We start from the raw sequence: 26,397 nt of genomic DNA, 5'->3' as shown, positions 1-26,397 counted from the left end.
GGCGCTACTTGGCGTAGGTGTGCTGGCTGCCGCCGAACAGCAGGTTGACGCCGTAGAAGCTGAACAGGAACGTGGCAAATCCGATGAGGCACAGGATCGCGACCCGGCGTCCTCGCCACCCCGCCGTCACCCGCGCGTGAAGGAAGCCGGCGTAGACGATCCAGGTGATCAGGGCCCAGACCTCCTTGGGGTCCCATCCCCAATAGCGGCTCCAGGCGTCGTACGCCCAGATCGGACCGGCGATCAATGCACCGAACGTCCAGATCGGGAACGCGACGGCGATGACCCGGAAGGCGACCCGGTCAAGCACCATGGGTTCGGGAACGCGAGCCAGGAACGTGCCGACGGTGTTGCGTTCCTCGGCGCGCGACTTGAGCAGGAAGAGCACCGATGCGGCAGCGCTGACCAGGAACAGCGCGCCGGCGATCATGACCGCGGCGACATGGATCACGAGCCAGTACGAGTGGAGCGCCGGGACGACGGGGCCAGCGGGTACGTACACGCTGAAGCCGATGCCAAGCAGGACCAAGGCGAAGCCGGTGACGAAGATGCCAAGCCACGCCGCGTCCCAGATGCGGACCAGCACGAAGTAGACCGTCAAGGCGATCAGCGAGCCGGTCAGCGCGAACTCGTACATGTTGCTCCACGGCACGCGCTCCGCGGCAAGTCCACGGGTCAACGATCCGACTGCGAGGAGCGCGATCGACAGGCCCGTGAGTGAGACGGCGATCGACGACAGCACGGTGCTGGCGTCGACCCGCTCGGGCCCGGCCGACTCAGCCGACTCAGCCGACTCGGCCTGTCCGGCGGCGACGCTGACCGGGACCGGGGCCTTGGCGAAGCCCCACTCGGCGAGGTGAGCCAGGAAGGCGAGACCTACGACTCCGGTTGCGGAGGCAACGGCGTAGTTGGAGATCTGCGCCAGATCGGCGAGGCTCATGACGACTCCTTCGGTTTGTCGAGTCCCCCACGCAGTCTGGTCAGGAAGTCGTCCAGGTCGGCGGGAAGGCCGTCGCGTGGATTACGGTCCAGCGCGGCAACTTCCACAACGGTACGTGAGTCGTCGCGCCGCATCCGCACCCAGGTACGGCGCGGATTGATGAACAACGAGAGGACGAGTCCGAGAAGTCCGAATGAGATCCCGACCAGCGGGACCTTCACCAGCGGCGACGAGCTGAACTGGAAGCGCGCGAACTGAGCGGTGTTCACATACTCGATCGTGCCGCCTCCAGGCAGGTCCGTCTCCTGACCAGGGCTCAGGCTGATGCGGAAACCTTTGCCGTTCGGCCCCAGGTACTGCTTCATCTTCGTCTTGTCGAGCACGTACACCGACTGAGGTGTGCCGTCGTCAAGGCCCAGGTCGCCGTGCCAGACGAACAGACCGAGCAGCGGGTTGGCCGCACCCGGGAACGCCGAGATCGAGACCCCGTCCTTCCCCGTGATCGCAGTGGGCAGGAAGAACCCCTGGAAGCCGAGCTGTTCAGGCTGGGCACCCGGCACCTTGATGACGCCGTTGGACGTGTACGACGGGTCGGTCGGCAGGAACGGGACAGCATCCTCGAACACGACAACGCCCTTGGCGTCGGTGACCTTGATGACCGGCGCATAGCCTTGGCCGACCAGGTGGACGGAGGTGCCGTCGATCGACAACGGGTGGTTGACCTTGATGTCGTACGGTTTGGCGCCGTCGCCGGGCTTCGACTCATATGTGCCCTGAGCGCGGAACAGCTTGGGCGCACCGGGCTGGACGCTGCCGAGCGGCTGGAACTTCGCGGTCAGGTCGTCCAGCGTCAACGAGAACGGCGGCAGGTCGTCGGTGTCGAACAGCGCACCAGATCCGAACTCGTCGTACTGCGTCAGCACGTTGGAGAACCCCTCACCCTCGGTCACGATCGACGTACCGCGATAGCCGAACAGCGTGCCGACGGCGACTCCGATCAGCACGACGACGACGCTGATGTGGAAGATCAGGTTGCCGGCCTCGCGCAGGAAGCCCTTCTCAGCCCGGACCTCGACCAGGTCGCCGTCGTTCACGATGTCGAGGCGGGCGCCGCGCAGAGCGCGGCGGACGGCGGCCGTCACCTCGTCCACGGAGGATCCGGTCTCGAACGATGCGGAAGCCGGGAGGCGATCGAAGTTCTTGGGCGCCTTGGGCGGCCGAGCGCGCAGGGCTCTGAGATAGACGAACGACCGCGGCAGGATGCAGCCGACCAACGACACCAGCAGCAGGAGGTAGACCGCGCTGAACCACGGCGACGTGAACACGCTGAAGAAGCCGAGCTTGTCGAGGATCGGCCCGAGCTTGGGGTGGTCGATCAGATAGGCCTCGGTGGCGCGTGCGTCCACGCTGCGCTGCGGCACGATGGAGCCGGGGACGGCCGCGATCGCCAGGAGCAGCAGGAGGAACAGCGCCGTACGCATCGAGGTCAGCTGGCGCCAGAACCACCGGGTGAACTCGCGGCTGCCGAGTGCGGGTACCGCGTTCTCGCTCATATCGCCGCCGTCCCGGTGCCGAACGTGCTGCGGAGACTCTCCACCATCGAGTCGTACGCGCCCGTGACGAGCAGCAGCCCGACCGTGACGAGCAGCAGGCCACCCGCGACGTTGACCGTGCGCTGGTTGCGCTTGACCCAGGCCATCGCGTTCATGAACCGGCCGAAGCCGAGGGCGGCGACGACGAACGGGATGCCGAGGCCCAGGCAGTAGGTGAAGGAGAGGAACGCCCCGCGCGCCGCGGTGCCCTCGGTGTTGGCGAGGGTCAGCACCGTGCCGAGGGTTGGTCCGATGCACGGGATCCAGCCGAATGCGAACAGTGCACCCAGCAGCGGGGCGACGGCGAGGCCGACAGCCGGCACGGCGTGGATCTTGTACTCGCGTTGCATGAGCGGGATGAACCCCATGAACACCAGGCCCAGCAGGATCACGACGACGCCCATGACGATGGAGATGGGTCGCTGGTGCTCGGCGAGCCTGGCGCCGATCGACCCGAACAGCAGTCCCCCGGTGACGAACACCACTGAGAAACCGAGGACGAACAGCGTCGAGCCGATCAGCATGCGACCGCGCCTGGCGGTGTCGAGGTCCTGCACGCCGACACCGGTCATGTAGGAGAGGTAACCGGGAAGCAGCGGCAGCACGCACGGGGAGAAGAACGAGACGAGTCCCGCGAGCACGGCGATCGGTACGGCAAGGACCAGGGAACCCGACCCGACCGTGTCGACGAACCAGTCAGTCACTTGTCACCGGCCAGTACGTCGTCGATCAGGCCGGACAGCGTCGAGGCGGTGAGGTTCTCGGACACGATGCGTACGGCCACACGCCCCTGCGAATCGATGATCCAGGTCGTCGGGATCGCCTGCGCCGGCAACGACGACGCAAAACCGAGACTGTTGCGGTTGGAGTAGTCGTCGATGCTGGGGTAGCTGATGCCGACCTTGCGGTTGAACGCCTTGGCCGACGCAGCGTCGTCGCGCACGAGGATGCCCATGAACTGCACGCCCTTGTCGGCGTACTCGTCTGCAACGAGCTTGAGAGCCGGCGCCTCCTTGCGGCACGGCGGGCACCACGAACCCCACACGTTCACGACGATCGTCTTGCCCGCGTAGGTCTTGGAAGTGAAGGGCCGACCCTCGAGGTCCTCGCCCTCCAGCGTCGGTGCCGGCTTGCGGTCGGCCTCGTCGACCTTGGTGATCTGGCCGTTGGCGGTGACGTAGCCACCCGTCGACCCGCGGTTGCCGGCGCCGCTGCACCCGGCGACCAGGACGAGTGCCACCCCAAGATTTAGGGCTAGCACCGCCACTGTCAGGAGTCGGTGTCGGTGCACTTAGGCGCCGCCGGCGAACTTCTTGCGCAACGACTCCGGGATCAGGTGTCCGGCCGGCTCTGCGTAGGTCAGGCCGACGAACTCGTCGCCGTCGAACGTCAGGCTGGTCAGGCTGGCGAGCGAGCACTCGCGGTTGCGGGGATCGTGGAAGAAGCGCTTGCCCTCGTAGTAGCGACGAGCCGTCCACACGGGCAGCTGGTGCGAGACGATCACGGCTTCGTGACCGCGCGCCGCCTCGCGGGCGTCGTCGACGGCTGCCTTCATGCGGGCCGCGATCTCCTTGTAGGGCTCACCCCATGACGGGCGGAGCGGGTTGCGGAGCTTCCACCAGTTCTGCGGACGCTTCAGGGCGCCGTCGCCGACCCCGAACGTCTTGCCCTCGAACTGGTTGCCGGCCTCGATGACGCGAGGATCGGTCGTGATCGGCAGATCGAGGATCGTGGACAGCGGCTCTGCGGTCTGCTGGGCGCGCTCGAGTGGTGACGCGACCAGGTGGACGATCTCGTTCTTGGCCAGCCAGTCCGCAGCAGCGGCGGCCATCTGGTGGCCGAGGTCGGACAGGAAGTACTCGGGGAGCCGCCCATAGAGCACACCGTCGGGGTTGTGGACCTCGCCGTGGCGCATCAGGTGCACGATGGTGCGTTCAGTCATGTGGATTCCTTGGCTTGGGCGGCGGCGCGCGCGGCGCGCGGGAGCGCCTCGGCAATTCTAGAGAGTGCGTCTGCATCGTGCGCAGCCGAGACGAACCAGCACTCGAATGCGCTCGGCGGGAGGTAGACGCCGGCGTCGAGCATCGCGTGGAAGAACGCCTTGTAGCGCCAGGCCTCCTGCGCCTGCGCTTCGGCGAAGTTGGTCGCCGAGTCGATGCCCCAGAAGACGCTGAACATGTTGCCGGCGTTCTGCATGACGTGCGTGACGCCCTCGGCGGTGAGGGCGTCGCCGACCAAGCGCTGCAGCTCGGCGGACGCAGCGTCGAGTCGCTCGTACGCCTGCGCGTCGGCGAGCTTGAGGGTGGTGAGGCCTGCCGTGGTGGCGATGGGATTGCCCGACAGCGTCCCTGCTTGGTAGACGGGGCCGACTGGCGCCAGCAGGTTCATGACGTCGGCACGGCCGCCGAATGCCGCCGCCGGGAAGCCGCCGCCCATGACCTTGCCGAACGTGACCACGTCGGGGCTCCAGCCCTCGACCTTGCCGTCGACGCCCCAGTGGCCCGATGCCGTCACGCGGAACCCGGTCATCACCTCGTCACTGATGAACAGCGCACCGTTGCGCCTGCAGATCTCGGAGAGGAGGGCGTTGAAGCCCGGAGCCGGCGGGACGACGCCCATGTTGCCGGGAGCGGCCTCGGTGATCAGACACGCGATGTCGTCGCCGTACTCGCCGAACGCCGCCTCGACCGCGGCGCGATCGTTGAACGGCAGCACGATCGTGTCGGCCGTGACGTGCGCGGGGACGCCGGGCGTACCGGGGATGCCGAGCGTGACGACTCCCGAGCCTGCCTCGGCCAGCAGCGCGTCGACGTGGCCGTGATAGCACCCGGCGAACTTCACGACCTTGGTGCGACCCGTGAACCCGCGGGCGAGCCGGATCGCCGACATCGTCGCCTCGGTGCCGGACGACACCAGACGTACGGAGTCGACCGGGGTACGGGCGACGATCTCCTCGGCGAGCAGGACCTCGGGCTCAGACGGGGTGCCGAACGAGGTACCGCGGGTGACCGCGTCGTTGACTGCGGCCAGCACCTCGGGATGTGCGTGGCCGAGCAGCATGGGACCCCACGAGCCGACCAGGTCGACGTAGCGGTGGCCGTCGACGTCGGTCAGCCAGGCGCCGGAGCCTGACCTCATGAAGATCGGGGTGCCACCGACGGCGCGGAAGGCGCGTACCGGCGAGTTGACGCCGCCGGGTGACACAGCGAGGGCTCGATCGAACAGCTGCTGGGAGGTCGGCGGAGAGGTCACCGGACCATTGTCCCAATCGCGTCATGAACCCCGATCGGCGGCGTCTCTTACGCGTAACAACCCGCTGGACAGATCGTTGTTCACATGTCGGGGAACTTTCCACATGGAACCCGAATCGCTGTAACATCGAGTTACGCATTGGTAGTTGGAGGGCAATACACATGGGAGCACGCAAGCTCACTCGGTGGCAGAAGGCCAGCGCCTTGGTCCCGATGGCAATTCTGGTTGGCGCCTGGGGAGCGGCGCTCAACTCGTCAAGCTTCGCCACCGCCTCGGACGGTACGGGCGGCGGTGCCGTGCCCGACGTCCCGGGAACGGCATTCGAGCAGCCCGCCAGCGTCCAGCCGACGCCCGGTGGCATCGACCCCCGCGCCGGCCTCAACGGCACGATCGCCACGCTGTCGACCAACGGCATCCCATCGTCGGCGCTGTTCGCCTACCGCCGGGCCGAGACCCTTCTGGGCAAGGCTGACGCCTCGTGCAACCTGCCGTGGAACCTCGTCGCCGCGATCGGCCGCGTCGAGAGCAACCACGGACGCAGCAACGGCAACGCCCTCAACGCCGACGGTATCGCCAAGCCCGGCATCTACGGTGTGCCGCTCGACGGCAACGACGGTCGCGCTCGCATCAACGACACCGACAACGGTGCGATCGACAAGAATTCGGTCTATGACCGTGCCGTCGGACCGATGCAGTTCATCCCCAACACCTGGAAGTCTGTCGCGGTCGACTCCGACAACGACGGCATGAAGAACCCCCAGGACATCGATGACGCGGCCACCTCAGCCGGCATCTACCTCTGCGCCGGTCCGGGCGACCTCGCGACCCCGGAGGGCGCCGCCTCGGCCGTCCGCCGCTACAACCATTCGCAGTCCTACGTCGACCTGGTCCTGCAGGTCTCGGCTGCTTACGCCGCGGGTGAGTTCACGCAGTCGCCAGACGGCTTCTCGACCGCTTCGGTCCTGACCAGCCAGAGCAACGACCAGACCCTCACGCCGGAGCAGCGCAAGAAGGCCAAGAAGGCTGAGACCAAGGCCAACGAGAAGCCCAAGCCCGGCACGCCCGGTACGGGCACTCCCGGTACGCCCGGCTCGCCGGGTGACGGCGGCACCAGCGGTGGTGGCACCGTCAGCGGCGGCGTCACCGGTCTCCTCGGCGGACTCGTCACCGACCTCGGTGGAGGCGGCACTGACAGCACCGGCGGTAGCACCGGTGGTTCGGCCACGCTGACCTGGGCACAGGCCAAGACCAAGTGCCTCGCTGATGGCATCTCCGCCCTCGACCTGGTCAAGCTCACGAACTGCATCACCTCGCTGCTCAGCTGATCTGAACCTTGGAAGGGCCCCGATCCCCGGATCGGGGCCCTTCTGTTTGCCCAACTCGCGACCCCCACGAGATTCCCCGACACCACGGACCCACCAACGGAGCCAACCTTCGTGCACTCTGCCGACGGCATCACAACATCAAGACCATGCAGATCGCCGAGCCCACCGACTTCACCATGCGCGACCGCGCTGCCTGAGCGTCATCGGGAATAGGCCTGCACGCAGTAGGTTTCCCGCATGAGCGAAAAGCAGGTCCCGCTGAAGATCACGTTCGATCCCGACGTGAACGCCGCCTATATCTACCTCGTTGACGAGATCGGCTTCGGCGAAGCCGCCAAGACGTACTCCTGCGATCCGCTCGAGGTCGGAGGGATGATCAACCTCGATTTCGATTCGAACGGACGGCTTCTCGGCATCGAGGTGCTCGACGCAACGGGGTATCTCGACTCATCCCTGCTGGCCTAGCGCGACAGGCGGGTGGCTACTTCGGTGGCCCAGTAGGTCAGGATGATGTCGGCGCCGGCGCGGCGGATCGAGAGCAGCACTTCGTCGATCGCGCGCTCGCGGTCGATCCAGCCGTTGGCGGCTGCGGCTTCGACCATCGCGAGCTCACCCGAGACGTTGTAGGCGGCGACGGGTACGTCGACGGCGGCACGTACATCGGCGATCAGGTCGAGGTAGGACAGCGCCGGCTTCACCATGACGATATCGGCGCCCTCCGCGACATCGAGGAGCGCCTCGCGTACAGCCTCGCGGCCATTCGCGGGATCCTGCTGGTAGGTCTTGCGATCGCCCTGCAGCGACGAGTCAACAGCCTCACGGAAGGGGCCATAGAAGGCGGAGGCGTACTTCGCGGCGTACGCGAGGATCACCGTGTCGGTGTGACCGGCAGCATCGAGCGCCTCACGTACGACACCGACCTGGCCGTCCATCATCCCGCTGGGACCGACGGCGTGAGCACCTGAAGCAGCCTGGATGACACCCACCTGTGCATAGATCTCGAGCGTGGCGTCGTTGTCGACCCGACCCTGATCATCGAGCACTCCGCAGTGACCGTGATCGGTGAACTCGTCGAGGCACAGATCGGCCATCACGACGAGCGAGTCACCGACCTCGGCGCGCGCGTCGGCCAAGGCGACGTTGAGGATGCCGTCGGGATCGAGCGCACCCGAACCGACAGCGTCCTTGTGCTCGGGGACGCCGAACAACATCACGCCACCGAGTCCAAGAGCAGCAGCCTCGGCGTACGCCTTGCGAGCCGTCTCGCGCGTGTGCTGGACGACGCCCGGCATGCTCGAGATCGGCTTCGGCTCCTTGAGCCCCTCGCCGACGAACAGCGGCAGGATCAGCTGCGACGCCTCGACATGTGTCTCCGCCACCAACCGCCTCATCGCCGGCGACTGGCGCAGGCGACGAGGACGGTCAGTGGGGAACATGACTAGGCCTTGCGCCGGGTCGAAGGACGACGCTGCGACGGCTTGGTGACCGGCTCACCGGCGTCCAGGAACGCCAGGCGACGAGCCGCACCGAACTCGGCGAGCGCATCAGCGAGTACGTCGACCGACGGCGACTCCGCGAGGACGTCGACCCGCAGGCCGTGCTCCTCCGCAGTCTTGGCCGTGGCCGGGCCGATGCACGCGATGATCGTCGAGGTGTGCGGCTTGCCCGCGATGCCCACGAGGTTGCGGACCGTGGACGACGACGTGAACATCACGGCGTCGAACTTGCCGGTCTTGATCGCCTCGCGGACCGGCGCCGGCGGCGGCGCTGCCCGGACGGTGCGGTAGGCCGTGACGTCGTCGACCTCCCAGCCCAGATCAATGAGCCCGGCAACCAGCGTCTCCGTGGCGATGTCTGCGCGAGGCAGGAACACCCGGTTGATCGGGTCGAGCAGGTCGTCGTACGGCGGCCAGTCCTCGAGGAGTCCGCGAGCCGACTGCTCGCCCGACGGGACGAGGTCGGCACGGATGCCCCACGTGGCAATGGCTTCGGCGGTCTTGTCACCGACGGCAGCGACCTTGAGGCCCGAGAACGCGCGAGCGTCGAGCCCGTACTCCTCGAACTTCTCGCGGACGGCCTTGACGGCGTTGACGCTGGTGAACGCGATCCACTCGTAGCGACCCTCGACGAGACCGCGTACGGCCTTGTCCATCTGCTGCGGGTTGCGGGGCGGCTCGACCGAGATCGTGGGGACCTCTTCGGAGATCGCGCCGTAGCCGCGCAGGCGGGTCGCGAGTCCGGCGGACTGCTCCTTGGTGCGGGGCACCAGGATGCGCCAGCCGTAGAGCGGCTTGGTCTCGAACCACGACAGCGCCTCACGCATCGTGACGACCTCGCCGACGACCGTGATCGCCGGAGCCGTCATGCCGGCAGCCTTGGCGTCCGCTGCGATGTCGGCCAGCGTCGACACGACCGTGGTCTGCTCCGTCGTGGTGCCGACCCGGGTCATGGCGACCGGCGTCTCGGGCGAGCGCCCGGCCTCGACGAGTCCGCGGGCGACCTCGCCGATGCGGGCGACGGCCGACAGCAGGACCAGGGTCTGCTGACCGGCGTGCTCGCCCCAGTGGATCGTCGAGTCGCCGACGCTGACGACGGAGTACTCGCGATGCGTGCGGTTGGTCAGCGGCACACCGGCGTACGCGGGAACCGCCGAGACCGAGGAGATGCCCGGCACGATCTCGAAGCCGATACCGGCCTTGGTGCAGGCCGACGCCTCCTCGGGCCCGGTGGCGTACGTGAACGGGTCGCCGGAGATCAGGCGTACGACGTTGGCGCCGGTCTTGGCGTGGCGTACGACGAGGCGGGCGCGCGCCGCATGTGTCAGCTGCTCACCGTCCTCCCCCACGCCGCCGTCGACGATCTCGGCGCCGTTGGTGACGAGGACTTCCTGCTCGGGCAGTTCCGTGATGACGACATCAGCCTGGGCGAGCAGCTCAGCAGCACGCACCGTCAGCAGGCTGGCATCGCCCGGTCCCGCGCCGACGAACGCCACGTGGCCACGTGGGGCCTTGCGTGCGCTCGGGCTGGGAGCCGTTGATGCTGGCATCGCGTTGGTGATTGTCACGGTGTTCCTTTTCTCTATCTGCCTGGGGTTGGTGAGGCGACGGCCACGAGGGTGTCGGCACCTTCGGCGAGCATCTCGGCAGCAAGACGCTCTCCGACCGCGGCGGCTTCGGACGGCAAGCCGGTCGCGGACAGTCGGATGGTGGGCGAGCCGGAGATGTCTCCGACCACCGCACGAAGCCACAGCTCGTCGCCGTCGTCGCCGGTGGCGACTTCCGCGAGAGCCCCGACTGGTGCGCTGCAACCTGCCTCGAGTGCGGCAAGCAGGCTGCGTTCGGCGGACACGGCGACCCTGGTGTCGCTGTCGTCGAGTCCGTCGAGGAGGTGAATCGTCGCGACATCGTCGGCGCGACACTCACAGGCCAGAGCACCCTGCCCGGGGGCAGGAAGCATCTGCAGGGGATCGATGAGCTCGGTGGCCTCATCGGCGCGGCCGAGCCGCAGCAGACCAGCACGAGCGAGGAGTATGGCGTCGTACTCGCCGGATGCAACCTTGGCCAGGCGCGTGTCGACGTTGCCACGAATCGGTACGACGTCGACGCCGAGTCCGAGCGCGTTGAGCTGGGCGGCACGACGCGTGGAGCCGGTGCCGACCCGAGCACCCTGGGGCAGCTCGCCCAGGGTCAGTCCGTCGCGGGCGACGAGCACATCGCGGGGGTCGACGCGCTGCGGGATCGCGGCGATCGTCAGATGCTCGTGCGGGGCGGTCGGCAGGTCCTTGAGCGAGTGGACCGCGATGTCGATCTCGCCCCTGATCAGTGCCTCCCGCAGCGCAGCCACGAAAACGCCCTGGCCGCCCATGCCGGAGACGACCTCGGTGCTGCGGTCGCCCTCGGTGGAGATGTGCACGAGCTCGACCTCGACGCCGGCGTTGGCCCGGAGCCAGTCGGCGATGGTCGTCGACTGGGTCACGGCGAGCGTTGAGGCACGGGTCCCGAGCTTGATCGTCTTCACGCCGGCTCACCTCCGACCTTCGTGACAGCCGCCACGGCCGCCTGGTCGAGGGCGAAGAGATCGGCGAGCGCCTCGGCGTACGTGACGCCACCGGAGCCGTCGACCAGCTGCTGCACGCGGACGGTCGGCGTGTGGATGAGCTTGTCGGCGACACGGCGCAGCGCCTGCCGTACGGAGGCCAGCTCATCGGGCGTGAGGTCGGGCAGGCGCGACTCGATACGAGCCACCTCCGCCTCCACGACGTCGGTCGCCATGGTGCGCAGCGCGACCACGGTCGGCGTGACCTGCGACGCGGCCTTGGCGACGAGGAACGTACGGACCTCCTCGTCGACGATCGAACGCACCTGCTGCACGTCGGCGGCCAGCTCGGCGTTCTCGGTCAGCTTGGAGAGCACAACGAGGTCGATCAGCGAGATGCCGTCGATGTCGCGCACGGCGCCGTCGATGTCACGCGGCAGCGCGAGGTCGATCAGCACGGTGAGGCGTCCGCCGGCGGCCTCGATACGCGCACGGTCGAACATGACGCCGTTGGCGCCGGTGCAGCTGATCAGCACGTCGGCGGTGGCGAGCTCGCTGTCGACGTCGTCCCACAGCACGGCGCGGATGCCGGACTCGATCGCGAGATCCTGCGCGCGCTCGTACGTACGGTTGGCGACGGCGATGCGGTCCGCGTCGACACCACGCTCAACCAGCGTCCGGACGGCGAGCTTGGCCATCGTGCCTGCACCCGCGATGAGGAAGCGGGTGTCAGTGGCGTCGACGACGTCGCCCGCAGCGGCGAACGAAGCCGTGACGATCGACGGCGCGAGGCGGTCGATGCCGGTCTCGGCGTGACCGCGCTTGCCGATGCGCAGAGCCTGCTGGAACAGCGCGTTGAGCGCCGGGCCCACGGTGGCCTCGTTCTGGGCCGTGAGCAGCGCCTCGCGTACCTGGCCGAGGATCTGGCTCTCGCCGAGGATCATCGAGTCCATGCCGGCCGCCACACCGAACAGGTGAGCCACGGCGGCCTCGTCGAAGTGGACGTAGACGTTCTGCACGAACTCCTCGCGGCCGAGGTCGGCGTGCTCCGCCAGCAGGCGGGACACCTCCTCGACGGCACCGTGGAACCGCTCGGCCTCGACATAGATCTCGACGCGGTTGCACGTCGACACCACGACGGACTCGGTGACGAACGGGGTGTCGAGCACGAGCTGCGAGAGCTTGACCGACGCACCGGTGTCGAGCGCGACCTTCTCCAGCACCTCGAGGGGCGCCGACTTGTGGCTCATGCCAACGACAAGAACACTCATGCTGTTGCCTCCCCCGCCTTGCGCTGCTCGTGGTAGGCGAGAATCTGGAGCTCGATCGACAGGTCGACCTTGCGTACGTCGACGTTGTCGGGCACCTGTACGAGGGCAGGCGCGAAGTTGAGGATGCTGGTGATGCCGGCCTCGACGAGACGGTCGGCGACCTCCTGGGCGGCCTCGCCCGGGGTCGCGATGATGCCGATCGAGATCTCACGCTCGGCGACGACCTTCTTGAGGTCGCCCATCGCCGACACCTCGATGCCCGAAATCGTCGTGCCGACACGCTCGGGGTTGCTGTCGACCAGGGCAGCGACGCGGATGCCGCGAGTGCTGAACCCCTGGTAGGCCGAGAGCGCCGAGCCGAGGTTGCCGACGCCGACGATGACGACGTCCCAGTCCTGGTTCTGGCCGATCTCGAGGGCGATCTGGTAGCGGAGGTACTCGACGTCGTAGCCGACTCCGCGGGTGCCGTAGGACCCGAGGTGTGAGAGATCCTTGCGCAGCTTGGCGGGGTTGACTCCGGCCTGCGCTGCGAGGTCGTTGGACGAGCACGTGGCGATGCCCTGCTCGGCGAGAGCGTTGAGGGCGCGCAGGTAGACCGGAAGCCGCGCCACGGTGGCATCAGGGATGCCACGCTCTGGCGAACCGGCCGAAGGCCTGTTGCGAAGAATGGTCACAGTGCTCCTGCGCTGTGCGGCCGGGGATTATCCCTGACGGGATGGCACGCAGCGCGACCTCAGTTTAAGAGTTTGTGAACGCGTTCTCAAAATCCGAAGGCTGAGCGAGCTCTGCGAGCGAACGCTTGTCGAGGTTTGGGGGTCCCCCCACGAGCCCCCAGAATTCGCCGCAAAACAGCCATTCACGTGGGCGAGCAGGGGGCGCGAACAACGCCGCAGGCGTCAGGAAGGTCGAAACCAGGTGAGACACGTGACCTACGTCACCACGCGAACGCGAGGAACAGGCGGGCTTCCCGTCGGCACGACGGCGCTACTTGCCCAGCGCCGCCCGCAGTCGGCGCTCGTCGACGCGCCAGAAGTCGTGCTGCTTGCCGTCGACGAACGTCACCGGCACCTGCTCGGTGAACCGCTCGACCAGATCGGGATCGCCGTCGATCTCGACCCGTGTCCAGGTGTCGCCCGTGTCGGCGCAGATCTCGGCAACCAACGCCTCGGCCGCCTCGCAGAGGTGGCATGCGGCGCGCGAATAGACGACGACGCGTGCGTCGTCGGCGTGAGCCGGCCCTGTCACGACGTCTCGAGGCCGAGCGACTCGCTGCGGGCCAGGGCGCGCAAACGCCCTTTGGCGACCTTGCCCGTGGCGGAGTGCGGGAGCCCCTTGACCACGACGATGCGACGGGGCTGCTTGAACCGGGCGAGCCGCGTACGGCAGTGCGCCTCCACCGACTCGCTCAGCAGCTGGTCGTCAGCGGCACCGGACTCGGCCACGACGAAGGCCACGACGGCTTCACCGGTCTCCTCGTCGGGCAGGCCGACCACGGCGACCTGGGCGACACCGTTGACCTCTGAGATGACGTCTTCGACCTCGAACGGATAGACGTTGAAGCCGGAGACGATGACGAGCTCACGCAGACGGTCGACCAGGGTGAGGTCGCCGTTCTCGTCGAGGTAGCCGACGTCACCCGTGGGGTACCACCCGTCGTCGCGCGGACCGTCGACACCATCAGGCCAATAGCCCTTGAAGAGGTTGTCACCCTTGACCCAGATCTCGGCGGGATCGCCGGGCGCAGCGTCCTCGCCGCTGGCCTCGACGATACGTACGTCGATTCCGGGCAGCGGGCGACCGACCATGCCGCCACGAGGCCCACCGTCCTCGGCGCGCTGAGCGCCCATCGTGACGGCGATGACCGGGGCGGTCTCGGTGAGACCGTAGCCCTGCTCGATGTGCTTGCCGGACGAGGAGTAGAACGAGTCAGCAAGCTCGGGATCGAGCGTCGACGCTCCCGACAGGATCAGGTTGACGCCGGCGAGCTTGTCGCGCAGGTCGTCACGTCCGGCCCACGCCGCGACGACAGGCGGTGCCAGGGGAAGGTTGGTCACACCCTCGGCCTTGATCTGGTCGAGCAGTCCGCCGGGGTCGAAGCCGTCGACCAGCACCACGGAGGCACCCTGCTTCACGGCTTGGCCCAGAACGCAGTTGAGACCGTAGATGTGGAACATCGGCAGCAGGCCCAGGCACACGTCGTCGGCCGTGACCGGCGCGGGCTCGATGCGGGAGACCTGCTCGATGTTGGCGATCAGCGCCCGGTGGCTGAGCATCGCGCCGCGCGGCTTGCCGCTGGTGCCGGAGGTGTAGAGGACGACCGCGAGCGCCTCGGCGTCGGGCGGAGCCGCGGGGTCCGTACCCGTCGCATCGGCGAGGAAGTCGGCGAACGGGGTTTCGTCACCCTGCGCCTCGGTGCCGTCGACGATCACCGCAATCTCCTGGGTGACTGCCTCACGCACCTGCGCCACACCGGCTTCGTCACACAGCACGACCTTGCTCCGCGAGTCGGTGAGCATGCGGTCGATCTCGCCCGTCGTGGACCGCGGGTTGATCGGTACGGCGACCATCCCGCCACGGAGGATGCCGTAGTAGGCGATCGGCAGGTCGATCCGGTTGGCCATGACGATCGCGACGCGCTGTCCGGCGCGAAGCCCGCGGCCCGAAAGTCCGCGCGCGACGGCATCGGCCGCTTGGTCGAACTGCTTCCAGGTGAGCTGACGTCGATCCTTGCCGCCCTTCAGAGCAACACCTTCGACCAGTGCAACACCGTCAGGGTCGCGCACCGCGGCCTCGCGGAGGTACTCGCTGACATTGACTGTCACCCTTTGAGTCAACCACAGCGTGCCAGCGCTCATAGCCATTACTGTCGGTTCATGTCCAAGGACCCCAGCGAACCGCGCAACCTGCAGTCGCGCTCGCTGCTCGCGGGCCAGGCCGCCGCGTCCAGCTCTGAGATGGAAGACGCGCTGGATCCGGGCAAGGACACCACCGCCGCGGCGTTCTTCGACGTCGACAACACGATCATGCAGGGCGCCTCGATCTTCCACCTCGCCCGTGGCCTGCACCGTCGCAAGTTCTTCACGACCGCCGACATCGCCAAGGCCGCGTGGCAGCAGTTCTACTTCCGATTCGCCGGCGTCGAGGACCCCGAGCACATCGCCAAGGCCCGCTCGTCGGCGCTGGCGTTCATCAAGGGCCACACGGTCCAGGAGCTCGAAGAGGTCGGTGAGGAGATCTTCGACGAGAACATGGCGCACAAGATCTGGCCCGGCACCCGCGCGCTCGCCCAGTGGCACCTCGACCGCGGCCAGAACGTCTGGCTGGTGACCGCCGCACCCGTCGAGATCGCCAACACGATTGCCCGCCGCCTCGGCCTGACGGGTGCGCTGGGCACCGTCGCCGAGCACGTCGACGGCGTATACACCGGCGAGCTGGTCGGCGAGATGCTCCACGGGGAGAGCAAGGCGGTCGCCGTACGCGAGATCGTCCGCCGTGACGGGCTGGTGCTCGACGACTGCTACGCGTACTCCGACTCCAGCAACGACCTGCCGATGCTGTCGATGGTCGGCAATCCGTGTGCGATCAACCCCGACAAGGTGCTCCGGGCTCACGCGAAGGCCAACGGATGGCGCATCCGCGACTACCGCACGGGACGGAAGGTCGCCGTCGCCAGCGCCAAGGGCGCGCTCGTCGCCGGGGCGGCTGGCGGAGCGGTGAAATTCCTGCGCCGCCAGAAAAAACGGTAATCCTGACACTGGCCCGCCGACACGTTAGACTCCCTGTGATCAGGGAGGGCCTGTGACATTTCCAACGACTGCGTTGCGTGACGCATTGTCGTATGCCCTCATGGGTCTCGATGATCGTCAGCTCGCGATTGCGCTCACGGTCGCCGACTCTCCTGCCTACGCGCCGGCCAACGGTTCGCCCGGCCCCGAGGACGAGGGCTTCGATCCCGAGGCGTCCCGCCTGCGCGCACTCGTCGACCTCGCCAAGGACGGAGACGCCGAGGCCTACGGTCAGCTGTACGACCACTACGTGTCGGGCGTCTTCCGCTTCATCTACTATCGCGTCAGCTCCCAGCAGCTCGCCGAGGACCTGACCAGCGAGACCTTCGTACGCGGACTCCGCGCCATCCAGCGGTTCAACTGGCAGGGCAAGGACTTCGGCGCCTGGCTGACGACGATCGCCCGCAACCTCGTCGCCGACCACTTCAAGTCGAGCCGTGCCCGCCTCGAGATCGTCTCCGAGACGATCCCCGAGGGCAAGACGGTCGTCGCCAGTCCCGAGCAGGAAGTCCTCTCGCTGATCTCCAACGAGATGTTGTTCGAGGCGGTCAACGCACTCCCCAACGAGCAGCGCGACTGTGTGCTGATGCGATTCATCCAGGGCCTGTCGATCGCGCAGACCGCCGCCGCCCTCGGTCGCAGCGAAGGTGCCGTCAAGCAGCTGCAGCTGCGTGCCGTACGCAGCCTGGCCAAGACGGTTTCGGAGGATGTCCGATGAGCGACCTCACGGTGAATTCCCGTAACTTCCGACCCGGCGAACTCGTTGACATGACTGTAGAACCACATATCGGGAGGAACCCTTCATGATCGGCCGTCGAGCTGACGACGCCCAGTCCTTTGACGAGGCCTGGAGCGGTCGCGCGCCCCGCGACGAGCAGATCGCCGAGCTGGTCCGGGTCGCCGAGATCCTGTGCGAGTCCGCCGTCGCCGAGCCGACTCCCGAATTCCGCCTCTCGCTTCGCTCCGCCCTGATGACGGAGGCCGAGACAGCTCTCGTCCCAGCTGGGACACCGGCTCCGGGCACTTCAGGGGTCCGAACCATCAGCCCTGCGCCTGCCCGCCGACCCGTACGCCGCCGCATCGCCGGACTGACCGCTGCCGCACTGGCCTCCGCCGGTGTCGTCGGGCTGGTCTCGTCCAGCGCCTCCGCGGTCCCCGGTGAGATGCTCTACCCGGTCAAGCGCAGCGTCGAGTCCGTGCAGCTCGCCCTCCATCAGGGTGACAGCTCACGTGGCTCCTACCAGCTCGCTCAGGCGTCCGAACGTCTCGCCGAAGCCCGCAAGCTCAGCGACAACCCGTCCTCGCGCACCGATGCCCTGATCGCCGACACTCTCGACGACTTCAGCAGCCAGGCCGAGAAGGGCTCCAGCTCGCTGTTCGAGGACTTCGACAATCACGGCAAGACCACATCGATCCAGAAGGTCAACGACTTCGCCGCCTCCGCCGCGACCGAGCTCGCCGCCCTGTCGAGCTTCCTGCCCGAGGGCGCGGACGACGCGTTCAGGTCGGCCGCGCAAACGATCAGTGATCTCGCGGTCCAGGCGTCGTCACTCTGCTCCTCCTGCTCGTCGGCCGACGCCCAGTCGCTGGTCAACGCCGTCACGGCACTGACCACCGACACCACCGACACGACGGAGCCGTCGTCGACCACCAAGGCGCCGACCACGCCCACGCCGACGCCGACGACCAGCGCCACGGGTGGCTCGACGCCCGCCGCACCGAAGCCGACCTCGCCTCAGGTCACCCTGCCCCCGATCGACCTCAGTCCCGTCACCGACCCGCTGATCGACGGGCTCCTGGGCGAAGAGGGCCTCGTCCCGAGCCTGCTCAACGGTTTGCTCGGCGGAGGCAAATAACTCGCACGGCTGATCTGCCTGCGGTCAGTTCCCAACGTTGGGTAGTCAGCTCACCAAAGCTTCGTAGTCTGACGCCTTCGGCGTGTTCCACTCACGGTCGCTTCGCTCCCTAGCTTTCTTCGACGCTCAGGCGCGGAGCGCCTTCAGCCCTCAGAAGAACGCGTTGCCTCGGTCCACCAGCAGGTTGTAGAGGGTCTGCTGGATCGTCTCGCGCACCTGGTCAGTCACGTTGAACAGCAGCATCGGGTCGTCTGCTGCCTCGGGCTCGTAGGCGTCCGTACGGATCGGCTCACCGAACTCGATGATCCACTTGCTCGGCAGCGGGATGAGACCCAACGGGCCCAGCAGCGGGAAGAACGGTGTGATCGGGAGGTAGGGCAGGCCCAGCAGGCGCGCCAGGGACGGTACGTTGCCGACCAGCGGATAGATCTCCTCGGCGCCGACGATCGACACCGGCACGATCGGGACCTGCGCCCGCATCGCCGATGACACGAATCCACCACGGCCGAAGCGCTGCAGCTTGTAGCGGTCGGCGTAGGGCTTGCCGATGCCCTTGAAGCCCTCGGGCCACACCCCGGCGAGCTCGCCGGTGGTCAGCAGCCGTTCAGCGTCCTCGGAGCAGGCGAGCGTGGCGCCGACCTTGCGGGCAACCTGACCGACGAACGGCAGGGAGAAGACGAGATCGGCGCCGAGGGGCCGAAGGTTGCGTCCGGCGTACTTCTTGACGGCGTAGCCCGTGATCAACCCGTCGAGCGGGACCGTGCCGGAGTGGTTGGCCACCAGGAGCGCGCCGCCCTCGGTGGGGATGTTTTCGACACCGCGCACCTCCAGGCGGAACCACTTCTCGGCAAGCGGCTCGACGGCTGCCGTGAAAACCTCGGTGATCTGCGGGTCGAAGCCGAACTCGTCGACCTCGTAGTCACCCTCCAGGCGCGTGCGGATCGTCGCGAGCAATGTGGCGAGGCGCTTCTCCCAGTCGGATCCGAGAACCCGCTGTGCGGCCTGGATGACGGCCACGAAGATCTCGTCGATCGGGATGCCCGCTGCCAACGGCGCAGCGCCGGCCGTACGTGTCTTGCGCGCGGCCTCCTCGGCCGCCTCCGCCGCCGCGCGAGCGGCATCCTCGTCGGTGACGGCTCGCAGGCGCGGCTTCTCGGCCGCCGGGGCTGCCTTCTTGGGAGCTGGGGCCTTCTTGGCCGGTGCCTTCTTTGCCGTTGCCTTCTTGGCAGCGGCGGGTGCGGCGGTCTTGGCCTTCTTGACGGGCTTCTTGGGCTGCGCACCGCCGGCCAACGCGCGGGCGGCGCTCGACGGCGACTCGGCGCGGCTGCCGCGTCCCGCCTTGCCCTTCGTGCCGATGCCCTGGAGCTTGTCGTCGCTCATGCTCGACCTCCGATCGAGGAGAGGATGCCGGGACGTGCCGTTGCTCGATAGTCCTCGAACGCCTGCTCCGAGGTCCACTTGAGCTCATAGCCGAAGATGTCACGCAGCGCCGTCGTGTCGACGACGCGACCGTAGGTCAGCAGGCGGTGCAGGTCGGGTGAGAGGTCTGAGCCCATCGCCTTCAGGACGCGCCGGGCCCCGGCGGCGAATCCGAATGACGGCAGCGGGATGAGCGGCTTGCCGAGTCGGCGGGCAGCCTGGCTGAGCATGACGACACCGTCTCCAGCCACGTTGAACGTGCCGGGACGGTCGTTGACCACCGACTCCACCAGCACATTCATGGCGTCCTCGACGTGGAGGAACTGCAACCTCGGGTCGAAGCCCAATGCGGTCGGCAGGACCGGGCTGTCGAAGTAGTGGCGGAGCGGGGTGTCGATGTCCTGGTGGAGCAGCTGCGCCCCGCGCAGGGTCGTGATGATGACCTCGGGGCGTCGACGGGCGAAGCCGCGTACGTAGGACTCGACCTCGACGATGTCCTTGGGGAAGCCGGAACGTACGCCGCCACGTGCCAGGGACGACTCGGTGAACATCGCGGGATCGCGCGGCGAGGTGCCGTAGACCGCGGTGGAGGAGCCGAGGACGAACTTGGTGACCCCGGCGGCGCGCTGGCAGGCGGCCAGGAGCTGCATCGTGCCGATGACGTTGAGCTCCTTGGCAGCACTCGACCGACCCTTGGTCGGCGGGCCGACCCCCAGGTGCACGACGGTGTCGACCTCCTCGACGGCCATGACCTTGCCAACCACCGGGGTGCGGATGTCAGCGCGGACGAACTTGACGCCCTCAAGCTGACCTTTTGGCAGGATCGTGTCGATGCCGACCACCTTGTCGATGCCCTTGGACTCGGCAATGCGGTTGGCGAACTGGGAAGCAAAGCTGCTGGCGATTCCCGTGACGAGGACGACCCTGCCCATGGGGGTTACTTGCCCAGACGGCGGCGCTGCACTCGGGTGCGCTTCAGCATCTTGCGGTGCTTCTTCTTCGACATCCGCTTACGACGCTTCTTGATGACTGAACCCACGGGTCACTACTCAATTCCTGTTGGCCACACGGTGGTGGCTGTGTGCACGAAAGATGGTCCGCCGAGCCTGCGCGGCAACGTCTCAATAGCCACTTTTGGCTGTCCCACAGCCTACACGCCGCCAGCGGCGCCGAATCCGGCCGACCACGTGATGACGGGCACGTGCCCGGCGGTCTCAGCCGGCCTGGAAGTAGGACTTGGCGAGGAACTCCTCGACGGCACTCTCAGGCACCCGGAAGGAGCGACCCACGCGTACGGCCTCGAGCTCACCGGAGTGGACGAGGCGATAGACGGTCATCTTGGACACGCGCATCTGCGTCGCGACTTCCGCGACCGTCATGAATGTCGGGCCGGATGCCATCTCGCCACCTACTATCTGGGGATATCGACTCAGGGCACGCGCGCTCTCCGGCTTCCCCACCGGAGATGCAGCGCGCGTGCTTGCGTCGACACTAGTGGCAAATGAGGCCCCGGTGACAGTAGTTGGCCAAAATCGGTCCAGGTGGGGAACGTCACCTGTTTTCGGCGGTGTCAGGGCTGCGGATCGAGACCGTTCAGCGGGAACACGGCCGTCCGGGTGGCCTGGATGGAACGGTCGAGCCAGCTGTCGGGGTCATATCCGTTCTCCCACGCGCGATAAGCCGGGCTACGGCCGTCCGTCATCTGCTGCGGACCTGCAATGCCGCGCATTTTGTGGATGCGAGCTCGCCACTCGGCCGGAGTCGCGGACTGCGGATCGAGCGGCTCGCCCGACACGATCGCGAGCAGGTGTGCCCAGGCCCGCGGCACGACGTCCATGACGGCATAGCCGCCGCCTCCGGTGGCGACCCACTTGCCCTCGCAGACCTCCTCGGCGAGCTCCCGCAACGCCAGGTAGGACGCGCGCTGGCCGTCGACGCTGAGCATCAGGTTGGTCAGCGGATCGTCCATGTGGGAGTCACAGCCGTGCTGCGTCACCAGGATGTCGGGCTTGAACTCGCGAACCAGCGGTGGCACGACGGCGTGGAACGCCCGCAGCCAGCCGGCATCCGACGTACCGGGTGGGAGCGGGACGTTGACCGATGAACCCTCAGCACCCTCTCCCCCGGTCTCGGTGGAATAGCCGGTGCCCGGGAACAAGGTCTGCGGTCCCTCATGGATCGAGATCGTGAGCACCCGGGGATCGTCGTAGAACATCGACTGCACGCCGTCACCGTGGTGGGCGTCGACGTCGACGTACGCGACCCGCTGCGCACCGTTGTCGAGCAGCCAGCGGATCGCGAGGGCCACGTCGTTGTAGATGCAGAAGCCGCTGGCGTGGTCGCGCATCGCGTGGTGGAGACCACCGGCGATGTTGACCGCGCGAGGCGCCTGACCGGTCCAGACACGTCGCGCCGCCTCGACGCTCGCGCCCGCCGCCAGGGCGCTGGCCTCGTGCATGTGCAGGAACACCGGGTTGTCGGACGTGCCGAGCCCGATCGACGGGTCGGCGTGTATCGGGTGGTCGCTGAGCTTGTGGACCTTCTCGATGTATTGCGCCGAGTGGATGAGGTTGAGGTCGTCCTCGGTTGCCGCCGCTGCGCCGACGACGCTCATGCCGTCGAGGATGCCGAGCTCGGTGGCCAGCTCGATGGTCAGCTCGATGCGTACGGGCGCCATCGGGTGCGACGGGCCGAAGTTGTAGCTCGTCATGGTCTCGTCGAAGACGAGCACCGCCTTGGCGTCCGTCATGGCTTCGACAGCTCTGTGGATCGCGCGGCCGCTGCCTTCACGCCGGCGATGAGTGCGTCCTTGACACCGCGGTCGTCGAACGTGGAGATCGCCGCTGCGGTCGTCCCGTTGGGTGAGGTGACGCGGCGGCGCAACTCCTCGGCGGTGTCGTCGGACTCCGCCAGCAGCTTCGATGCGCCGACCAGGGTCTGGGCCGCGAGCGTACGGGCGGTTGGCTCGTCGAGCCCGGCCTCGACGCCACCGGCGATCATCGCCTCGGCGAGGTAGAAGACGTAGGCCGGACCGGATCCGGACACCGCCGTGACGGCGTCCTGCTGCGCCTCGTCGACCGTGACGACCTTGCCGCCCGACTCCAGCAGGGCGGTGACCGCAGCGAGCTGCTCCGCCGAGCAGGCCGAGCCGCCGGAGATGCCGAACATGCCTTCGCCGACGAGCGCCGGCGTGTTGGGCATCGCGCGTACGACCGCGACCCCATCGGGCAGCGCCGACTCGAGCGTCTCGATGAGGATGCCGGCGGCGAGTGAGACGACGGTCGAGCTCGCGGCCACGGACGAGCTGATCTCGGCGAGGAGCGCCGGCACGTCCTGCGGCTTGACCACGACCAGGATCGTGTCGGCGCCGGTGACGGCCTCCGCGTTGCCGGTGACCTCGACGCCGTACGTCTCGCGCAGCTCGGCGGCGCGCTCGTCACGCTTCTCGCTGATGACGAGGTCGGCGACGGGGTGTCCCTGGCTGAGGATCGCGGCGAGGAGCGTCTCGCCCATCACGCCCGCGCCGAGGACCGCGATGCGCTGACTCATGCGATCCACCTTAGTCAGACGATCCGGCCCGGGAGCGGTGGATCCTCAACCGTATGAAGGCTTGCAGCCTCGATCGGTGCAGCGTCAACCGTATGAGCCGCCATGGGGTTGCATATCCACCGCCCTCCACCATGGCGCGACTAGTGGTGGTTGTTGCCCGTCGCTGCGAGACCGATGCCAAGGCCGATCATCGAGGTGCCGCCGATGACACCCATCGCCTCACCGCGCTTGGGCGAGGCGTTGAACCACGAGCGCAGCTGGCTGGCGATCACGGCCCACAGACTGTCGGACACGATGCCGATGCCGAATGCGAGCAGACCGAGCAGCAGCATCTGCATCTGCACGTGGCCGGCTCCCCGGTCGACGAACTGCGGGAGGACGGCGCCGAGGATCATGAACGCCTTGGGGTTGGAGAACCCGACGATGAAGCCCTGGCGCACCGCCGTGGCGGTCGAGAGCCCCGGAGCGACACCCGTACCGGCGCTGCCCACGTCGAACCCCTTGCGGTGGCGGATCGCCTGGATTCCGAGCCACACGAGATAGGCGGCGCCGGCGAACCTGAGGATCGTGAAGACGAGCACCGACTCCTGGACGATCACACCGAGCCCGAGTGCGACGAGGATGACGATCGCCAGCAGGCCCAGAGAGTTGCCGGCGACGGTGGCGAGCGCGATGCCACGCCCGTACGACAGGGCACGCCCGATGACGAAGACGACGCTGGGCCCGGGAATCGCGATGAGGATGAGCGCGGCCAGCCCGAACGCCAGCAGCTGGTCAGCGGTGATCATGACGAGACCTCTCGTGCGGCGTGGAGACGGGTGAACGCCATGGCCTCCAGGAGGTCCGCCTCGCGGGCGGACTGGTCGGACGCCTTGCGGGTGTTGATCTCCACGACGATCTCGCCGCCGAAGCCGGAGGCGGCGACCGCGGCCAGGAATGCCTCGCACGGCTGGGTCCCGCGACCGGGCACCAGGTGCTCGTCCTTGGCGGAGCCGGAGCCGTCGGTGATGTGGACATGGGCCAGCCGGTCTCCGAGGTCCTCGGCCATCTGCACGGGATCCTGGCCCGCCGTCGAGCTGTGGGACAGGTCGACCGTGACGTGGGCGTAGTCCTGCTCGACCGGGTTCCAGCCCGGCGCGTAGGCCTGGAACTCACGCTTGCCGGTGCGCCAGGGGTACATGTTCTCGACGGCGTACGTGAGACCGTGCTTGGCCTCCATGCCGGCGATGCCCTCGACGAACCCGCGCGCGTAGTCACGTTGCCACCGGAACGGCGGGTGCACCACGATCGTGGTGGCACCGACCTCGTGCGCCATGTCGGCGCTGCGGTCGAGCTTGCCCCACGGGTCGCTCCCCCACACGCGCTGCGTCACGAGCAGGCAGGGAGCGTGTACTGACACGACGGGTATCTCGTGGAACGCGCTCAGCGCCTTGATCGCGGTGATGTCGGCGCTGACGTCGTCGATTCCGACCATCACCTCGACACCGTCGAAGCCAAGCCGCGCCGCCGCCTCGAAGCCGCTGGCCGTCGACCCCGGATACACCGAGGAGGTCGACATCGAGACGCGGATGGGTTCGGGCACGCTGTCCAGACTAGATCGCCGGGCCTACAGCTGGTCGAGATGCTCGAGGAGAACGCCTTCGCGCAGCGCCCACGGACAGATGTCGAGCTCCTCCAGATCGAACAGGTCCATCGTCGCCGTGGCCACGATCGCGCCGGCATACATCTGGTCGGCACGGTCGACCGAGACACCGGGGAGCTTTGCCACGTCGTCCGGTCGCATCTCCGCGAGCTGCTCGACGAGTGGGACCAGGTCGTCACGGCGCAACGTGCGGCGTACGTACTGGCCCTCGCTCGAGGCTGGTGCGCCGCACATGCGCGCCAGCGAACGGAACATCTTGCTGGTCGCGACGGCTCGGTCGAAGCCACCGCCGCGCAGGATCGCGCCCGCCTCGTCGGCGATCGAGGAGCGCACGTGGAGACGAAGGTCGGCGCCGCTCCTGCCGGCGTTGAGCCACTCGCGGGTCAGCCGGCCGGCACCGAGGGGTACCGACGTGGCGACGTCGGGCGACTCGTCGGACCCGACCGCGAGCTCCAGGGAGCCGCCGCCGATGTCGAACACGCCGAGACGTCCCGACGACCAGCCGAACCAGCGACGCGCGGCGAGGAACGTCAGCCGCGCCTCGTCGGCACCGCCGAGCACCTCGAGGTCGAGGCCACTGGCCTTGTTGACCTGCTTGATGACGTCATCGGCGTTGATCGCGTCGCGTACGGCCGAGGTGGCGAACGCGAGGATCTGCGTGCAGCCCTTGTCCTCTGCCTCCGCCTTGGCCTCGATCATGTACTTGCCGAGCCGGGCGACTCCGTCCTCGCTGATGGCACCCGTCGAGTCGAGATGATCGGTCAGCCGCAGGGGCTCCTTGTAGGAGTGCGCGGGAACGGGAGGACCACCACGGAAGGCGTCGACCACGAGAAGGTGGCCCGTGTTGGACCCGATGTCGAGCACACCCATGCGCATGGGCCCCATTGTCTCATTGCGCGCTGGTCTTGACCGTCGCGACTACTGTGGCGTGGTGCCTGAAGTAGAGCTCGGATTCCCCCGTACGTACGTCGAGTTCGCCAATCCGTCCGACGAGACGGAGGTGTTCCGCTGCGACCTGACCTGGCTGACGTCGCGCTGGACGTGCATCTTCGGCGCTGGCTGCCCCGGCATCTACGACACCTCCCCGGATGCCGGCTGCTGCACGCTCGGCGCGCATTTCTCCGACGACGACGACGCCAAGCGTGTCGAGGCCGTCATGGAGAAGCTCACTCCGGCGCAGTGGGAGCACCACGACGAGGGCCACGCCCGCGGCTGGACCGAGAAGGACGACGAGGGCGACCTCAAGACCCGCGCGTACGAGGGTGCCTGCATCTTCCACAACTCCAAGGGGTTCGAGGGCGGCTACGGCTGCGCGCTGCACGGCTATGCGCTGGCCGAGGGCATCAAGCCGCACACCACCAAGCCCGACGTCTGCTGGCAGCTGCCGCTGCGTCGCCAGTTCCGCGACGTCGACCGCGGCGACGGATCGACCTACACCGAGGTGCAGATCGGCGAATACACCCGCGCCGGCTGGGGGCCGGGCGGCGCCGACCTCGACTGGTACTGCTCCTCCAACACCGAGGCGCACGTCGGGATGGAGCCGGTATACGTCTCCAACCGCGACGAGCTGACCGAGCTCATGGGCGAAGCTGGCTACGCCGAGCTGGTCCGCCAGTGCGAGGCACACGAAGCCGGCGGGGCGCCGAACCCCCACGCCGCAAGCCTGTGAGACGCAATACACCACGCCATTTCGCTATCGACCGGTAACCCCCCGGAATAGCGTGCTCCCGG

The 26,397-nt window shown here is 67.7% G+C and carries 28 protein-coding genes; 6 read left to right on the top strand and 22 right to left on the bottom strand.

Annotated features, from left to right (window positions below; translation table 11 throughout):
• Positions 1 to 4: 4 nt before the first annotated feature.
• From ccsB to hemL, 6 genes are read right to left on the bottom strand one after another with little or no spacing between them, the layout of a single operon-like run.
• Positions 5 to 940 carry a c-type cytochrome biogenesis protein CcsB gene (ccsB, locus tag ABD683_RS10680; RefSeq protein ID WP_344769812.1) on the bottom strand — a complete coding sequence of 312 codons (936 nt, stop codon included), beginning with the start codon at positions 938 to 940 and terminating at the stop codon, positions 5 to 7.
• On the bottom strand, positions 937 to 2,493 hold the full coding sequence (gene resB / locus ABD683_RS10675; protein WP_344769811.1) for a cytochrome c biogenesis protein ResB: 1,557 nt from the start codon (positions 2,491 to 2,493) through the stop codon (positions 937 to 939). The genes ccsB and resB overlap by 4 nt, the downstream gene beginning before the upstream one ends.
• On the bottom strand, positions 2,490 to 3,236 hold the full coding sequence (locus ABD683_RS10670; RefSeq protein WP_344769810.1) for a cytochrome c biogenesis CcdA family protein: 747 nt from the start codon (positions 3,234 to 3,236) through the stop codon (positions 2,490 to 2,492). The genes resB and ABD683_RS10670 overlap by 4 nt, the downstream gene beginning before the upstream one ends.
• Complete coding sequence (locus ABD683_RS10665; RefSeq protein ID WP_344769808.1) at positions 3,233 to 3,772, bottom strand: TlpA family protein disulfide reductase; 540 nt, start codon at positions 3,770 to 3,772, stop codon at positions 3,233 to 3,235. The genes ABD683_RS10670 and ABD683_RS10665 overlap by 4 nt, the downstream gene beginning before the upstream one ends.
• A gap of 51 nt (positions 3,773 to 3,823) precedes the next feature.
• Positions 3,824 to 4,474 carry a histidine phosphatase family protein gene (locus tag ABD683_RS10660; RefSeq protein WP_344769806.1) on the bottom strand — a complete coding sequence of 217 codons (651 nt, stop codon included), beginning with the start codon at positions 4,472 to 4,474 and terminating at the stop codon, positions 3,824 to 3,826.
• Positions 4,471 to 5,784 carry a glutamate-1-semialdehyde 2,1-aminomutase gene (gene hemL / locus ABD683_RS10655; protein ID WP_344769805.1) on the bottom strand — a complete coding sequence of 438 codons (1,314 nt, stop codon included), beginning with the start codon at positions 5,782 to 5,784 and terminating at the stop codon, positions 4,471 to 4,473. The genes ABD683_RS10660 and hemL overlap by 4 nt, the downstream gene beginning before the upstream one ends.
• Before the next feature lie 161 nt (positions 5,785 to 5,945).
• Here hemL and ABD683_RS10650 point away from each other — a divergent pair, with 161 nt between their 5' ends.
• Together ABD683_RS10650 and ABD683_RS10645 are read left to right on the top strand one after the other, a co-directional pair.
• Positions 5,946 to 7,109 (top strand): lytic transglycosylase domain-containing protein, encoded by a 1,164-nt coding sequence (locus tag ABD683_RS10650; RefSeq protein ID WP_344769804.1) that lies wholly within the window; start codon positions 5,946 to 5,948, stop codon positions 7,107 to 7,109.
• A 237-nt stretch (positions 7,110 to 7,346) separates the two neighbouring features.
• Positions 7,347 to 7,574 carry a DUF2283 domain-containing protein gene (locus ABD683_RS10645; protein WP_344769802.1) on the top strand — a complete coding sequence of 76 codons (228 nt, stop codon included), beginning with the start codon at positions 7,347 to 7,349 and terminating at the stop codon, positions 7,572 to 7,574.
• On the opposite strand, the gene hemB is transcribed toward ABD683_RS10645, so the two are convergent.
• From hemB to ABD683_RS10610, 7 genes are all read right to left on the bottom strand, one after another.
• Complete coding sequence (gene hemB, locus ABD683_RS10640; protein ID WP_344769800.1) at positions 7,571 to 8,545, bottom strand: porphobilinogen synthase; 975 nt, start codon at positions 8,543 to 8,545, stop codon at positions 7,571 to 7,573. The two genes, ABD683_RS10645 and hemB, sit on opposite strands and share 4 nt — an antisense overlap.
• Before the next feature lie 2 nt (positions 8,546 to 8,547).
• The gene (locus ABD683_RS10635; RefSeq protein WP_425548496.1) at positions 8,548 to 10,173 is read right to left on the bottom strand and encodes a bifunctional uroporphyrinogen-III C-methyltransferase/uroporphyrinogen-III synthase; all 1,626 of its coding nucleotides are present in this window, start codon (positions 10,171 to 10,173) and stop codon (positions 8,548 to 8,550) included.
• A gap of 14 nt (positions 10,174 to 10,187) precedes the next feature.
• Positions 10,188 to 11,126, bottom strand: coding sequence for a hydroxymethylbilane synthase (hemC, locus tag ABD683_RS10630; RefSeq protein ID WP_344769799.1), 939 nt, complete (start codon positions 11,124 to 11,126; stop codon positions 10,188 to 10,190).
• Entirely contained in the window at positions 11,123 to 12,415 is a 1,293-nt protein-coding gene (locus ABD683_RS10625) for a glutamyl-tRNA reductase (protein WP_344769797.1), read from the bottom strand. The genes hemC and ABD683_RS10625 overlap by 4 nt, the downstream gene beginning before the upstream one ends.
• Positions 12,412 to 13,089 (bottom strand): redox-sensing transcriptional repressor Rex, encoded by a 678-nt coding sequence (locus ABD683_RS10620; RefSeq protein ID WP_344769795.1) that lies wholly within the window; start codon positions 13,087 to 13,089, stop codon positions 12,412 to 12,414. The genes ABD683_RS10625 and ABD683_RS10620 overlap by 4 nt, the downstream gene beginning before the upstream one ends.
• Positions 13,090 to 13,399: 310 nt before the next feature.
• The gene (locus tag ABD683_RS10615) at positions 13,400 to 13,660 is read right to left on the bottom strand and encodes a glutaredoxin family protein (protein WP_344769793.1); all 261 of its coding nucleotides are present in this window, start codon (positions 13,658 to 13,660) and stop codon (positions 13,400 to 13,402) included.
• Positions 13,657 to 15,237 carry a class I adenylate-forming enzyme family protein gene (locus ABD683_RS10610; protein WP_344769791.1) on the bottom strand — a complete coding sequence of 527 codons (1,581 nt, stop codon included), beginning with the start codon at positions 15,235 to 15,237 and terminating at the stop codon, positions 13,657 to 13,659. The genes ABD683_RS10615 and ABD683_RS10610 overlap by 4 nt, the downstream gene beginning before the upstream one ends.
• Before the next feature lie 51 nt (positions 15,238 to 15,288).
• Here ABD683_RS10610 and ABD683_RS10605 point away from each other — a divergent pair, with 51 nt between their 5' ends.
• The 3 genes from ABD683_RS10605 (at position 15,289) to ABD683_RS10595 (ending at position 18,056) form a co-directional block, all read left to right on the top strand.
• On the top strand, positions 15,289 to 16,161 hold the full coding sequence (locus ABD683_RS10605) for an HAD family hydrolase (protein ID WP_344769789.1): 873 nt from the start codon (positions 15,289 to 15,291) through the stop codon (positions 16,159 to 16,161).
• A gap of 100 nt (positions 16,162 to 16,261) precedes the next feature.
• Positions 16,262 to 16,918 carry a sigma-70 family RNA polymerase sigma factor gene (locus ABD683_RS10600; RefSeq protein ID WP_344769787.1) on the top strand — a complete coding sequence of 219 codons (657 nt, stop codon included), beginning with the start codon at positions 16,262 to 16,264 and terminating at the stop codon, positions 16,916 to 16,918.
• Between the two features lie 85 nt (positions 16,919 to 17,003).
• Positions 17,004 to 18,056 (top strand): DUF5667 domain-containing protein, encoded by a 1,053-nt coding sequence (locus tag ABD683_RS10595; RefSeq protein ID WP_344769785.1) that lies wholly within the window; start codon positions 17,004 to 17,006, stop codon positions 18,054 to 18,056.
• Positions 18,057 to 18,206: 150 nt separating this feature from the next.
• Here ABD683_RS10595 and ABD683_RS10590 read toward each other — a convergent pair whose 3' ends face one another.
• The 9 genes from ABD683_RS10590 to ABD683_RS10550 form a co-directional block, all read right to left on the bottom strand.
• Positions 18,207 to 19,436, bottom strand: coding sequence for a lysophospholipid acyltransferase family protein (locus ABD683_RS10590; RefSeq protein ID WP_344769784.1), 1,230 nt, complete (start codon positions 19,434 to 19,436; stop codon positions 18,207 to 18,209).
• Entirely contained in the window at positions 19,433 to 20,407 is a 975-nt protein-coding gene (locus ABD683_RS10585; RefSeq protein ID WP_344769783.1) for an NAD-dependent epimerase/dehydratase family protein, read from the bottom strand. The genes ABD683_RS10590 and ABD683_RS10585 overlap by 4 nt, the downstream gene beginning before the upstream one ends.
• Positions 20,408 to 20,412: 5 nt before the next feature.
• A complete protein-coding gene (locus ABD683_RS10580; protein ID WP_019143756.1) occupies positions 20,413 to 20,514 on the bottom strand; it encodes a 30S ribosomal protein bS22 in 102 nt (33 codons plus the stop codon).
• A gap of 175 nt (positions 20,515 to 20,689) precedes the next feature.
• Positions 20,690 to 20,875 carry a helix-turn-helix domain-containing protein gene (locus ABD683_RS10575; protein ID WP_344769781.1) on the bottom strand — a complete coding sequence of 62 codons (186 nt, stop codon included), beginning with the start codon at positions 20,873 to 20,875 and terminating at the stop codon, positions 20,690 to 20,692.
• 170 nt (positions 20,876 to 21,045) lie between these two features.
• A complete protein-coding gene (locus tag ABD683_RS10570; RefSeq protein WP_344769779.1) occupies positions 21,046 to 22,224 on the bottom strand; it encodes an acetoin utilization protein AcuC in 1,179 nt (392 codons plus the stop codon).
• Positions 22,221 to 23,024: a pyrroline-5-carboxylate reductase gene (proC, locus tag ABD683_RS10565; protein WP_344769777.1), complete on the bottom strand. Its 804-nt coding sequence runs from the start codon at positions 23,022 to 23,024 to the stop codon at positions 22,221 to 22,223. Before proC ends, ABD683_RS10570 begins: the two co-directional genes overlap by 4 nt.
• A 140-nt stretch (positions 23,025 to 23,164) precedes the next feature.
• Entirely contained in the window at positions 23,165 to 23,812 is a 648-nt protein-coding gene (locus tag ABD683_RS10560) for a LysE family translocator (protein ID WP_344769775.1), read from the bottom strand.
• On the bottom strand, positions 23,809 to 24,606 hold the full coding sequence (locus ABD683_RS10555; protein WP_344769772.1) for a sugar phosphate isomerase/epimerase family protein: 798 nt from the start codon (positions 24,604 to 24,606) through the stop codon (positions 23,809 to 23,811). Before ABD683_RS10555 ends, ABD683_RS10560 begins: the two co-directional genes overlap by 4 nt.
• Before the next feature lie 24 nt (positions 24,607 to 24,630).
• On the bottom strand, positions 24,631 to 25,542 hold the full coding sequence (locus ABD683_RS10550; protein WP_344769770.1) for a Ppx/GppA family phosphatase: 912 nt from the start codon (positions 25,540 to 25,542) through the stop codon (positions 24,631 to 24,633).
• A gap of 55 nt (positions 25,543 to 25,597) precedes the next feature.
• On the opposite strand from ABD683_RS10550, the gene ABD683_RS10545 reads away from it, so the two are divergent.
• Positions 25,598 to 26,335: a DUF3109 family protein gene (locus ABD683_RS10545; protein ID WP_344769768.1), complete on the top strand. Its 738-nt coding sequence runs from the start codon at positions 25,598 to 25,600 to the stop codon at positions 26,333 to 26,335.
• Positions 26,336 to 26,397 lie beyond the last annotated feature (62 nt).

Origin of the sequence: Aeromicrobium panaciterrae, from assembly GCF_039537165.1 — a bacterium.
Classification (GTDB): Bacteria; Actinomycetota; Actinomycetes; order Propionibacteriales; family Nocardioidaceae; genus Aeromicrobium; species Aeromicrobium panaciterrae.
Note: the sequence above shows the minus strand (reverse complement) of the source record. Positions and strands in the feature narration are given on the sequence as shown.

Coding starts and splice junctions, on each gene's coding strand:
- ABD683_RS10650 (WP_344769804.1), top strand. CDS start 5,946: ATGGGAGCACGCAAGCTCACTCGGTGGCAGAAGGCCAGCGCCTTGGTC.
- ABD683_RS10600 (WP_344769787.1), top strand. CDS start 16,262: ATGGGTCTCGATGATCGTCAGCTCGCGATTGCGCTCACGGTCGCCGAC.
- hemB (WP_344769800.1), bottom strand. CDS start 8,545: ATGTTCCCCACTGACCGTCCTCGTCGCCTGCGCCAGTCGCCGGCGATG.
- ABD683_RS10590 (WP_344769784.1), bottom strand. CDS start 19,436: ATGAGCGACGACAAGCTCCAGGGCATCGGCACGAAGGGCAAGGCGGGA.
- ABD683_RS10560 (WP_344769775.1), bottom strand. CDS start 23,812: ATGATCACCGCTGACCAGCTGCTGGCGTTCGGGCTGGCCGCGCTCATC.
- ABD683_RS10550 (WP_344769770.1), bottom strand. CDS start 25,542: ATGCGCATGGGTGTGCTCGACATCGGGTCCAACACGGGCCACCTTCTC.
- ABD683_RS10660 (WP_344769806.1), bottom strand. CDS start 4,474: ATGACTGAACGCACCATCGTGCACCTGATGCGCCACGGCGAGGTCCAC.
- ABD683_RS10605 (WP_344769789.1), top strand. CDS start 15,289: ATGTCCAAGGACCCCAGCGAACCGCGCAACCTGCAGTCGCGCTCGCTG.
- proC (WP_344769777.1), bottom strand. CDS start 23,024: ATGAGTCAGCGCATCGCGGTCCTCGGCGCGGGCGTGATGGGCGAGACG.
- ccsB (WP_344769812.1), bottom strand. CDS start 940: ATGAGCCTCGCCGATCTGGCGCAGATCTCCAACTACGCCGTTGCCTCC.
- ABD683_RS10570 (WP_344769779.1), bottom strand. CDS start 22,224: ATGACGGACGCCAAGGCGGTGCTCGTCTTCGACGAGACCATGACGAGC.
- ABD683_RS10595 (WP_344769785.1), top strand. CDS start 17,004: ATGATCGGCCGTCGAGCTGACGACGCCCAGTCCTTTGACGAGGCCTGG.
- ABD683_RS10645 (WP_344769802.1), top strand. CDS start 7,347: ATGAGCGAAAAGCAGGTCCCGCTGAAGATCACGTTCGATCCCGACGTG.
- ABD683_RS10585 (WP_344769783.1), bottom strand. CDS start 20,407: ATGGGCAGGGTCGTCCTCGTCACGGGAATCGCCAGCAGCTTTGCTTCC.
- ABD683_RS10625 (WP_344769797.1), bottom strand. CDS start 12,415: ATGAGTGTTCTTGTCGTTGGCATGAGCCACAAGTCGGCGCCCCTCGAG.
- ABD683_RS10575 (WP_344769781.1), bottom strand. CDS start 20,875: ATGGCATCCGGCCCGACATTCATGACGGTCGCGGAAGTCGCGACGCAG.
- resB (WP_344769811.1), bottom strand. CDS start 2,493: ATGAGCGAGAACGCGGTACCCGCACTCGGCAGCCGCGAGTTCACCCGG.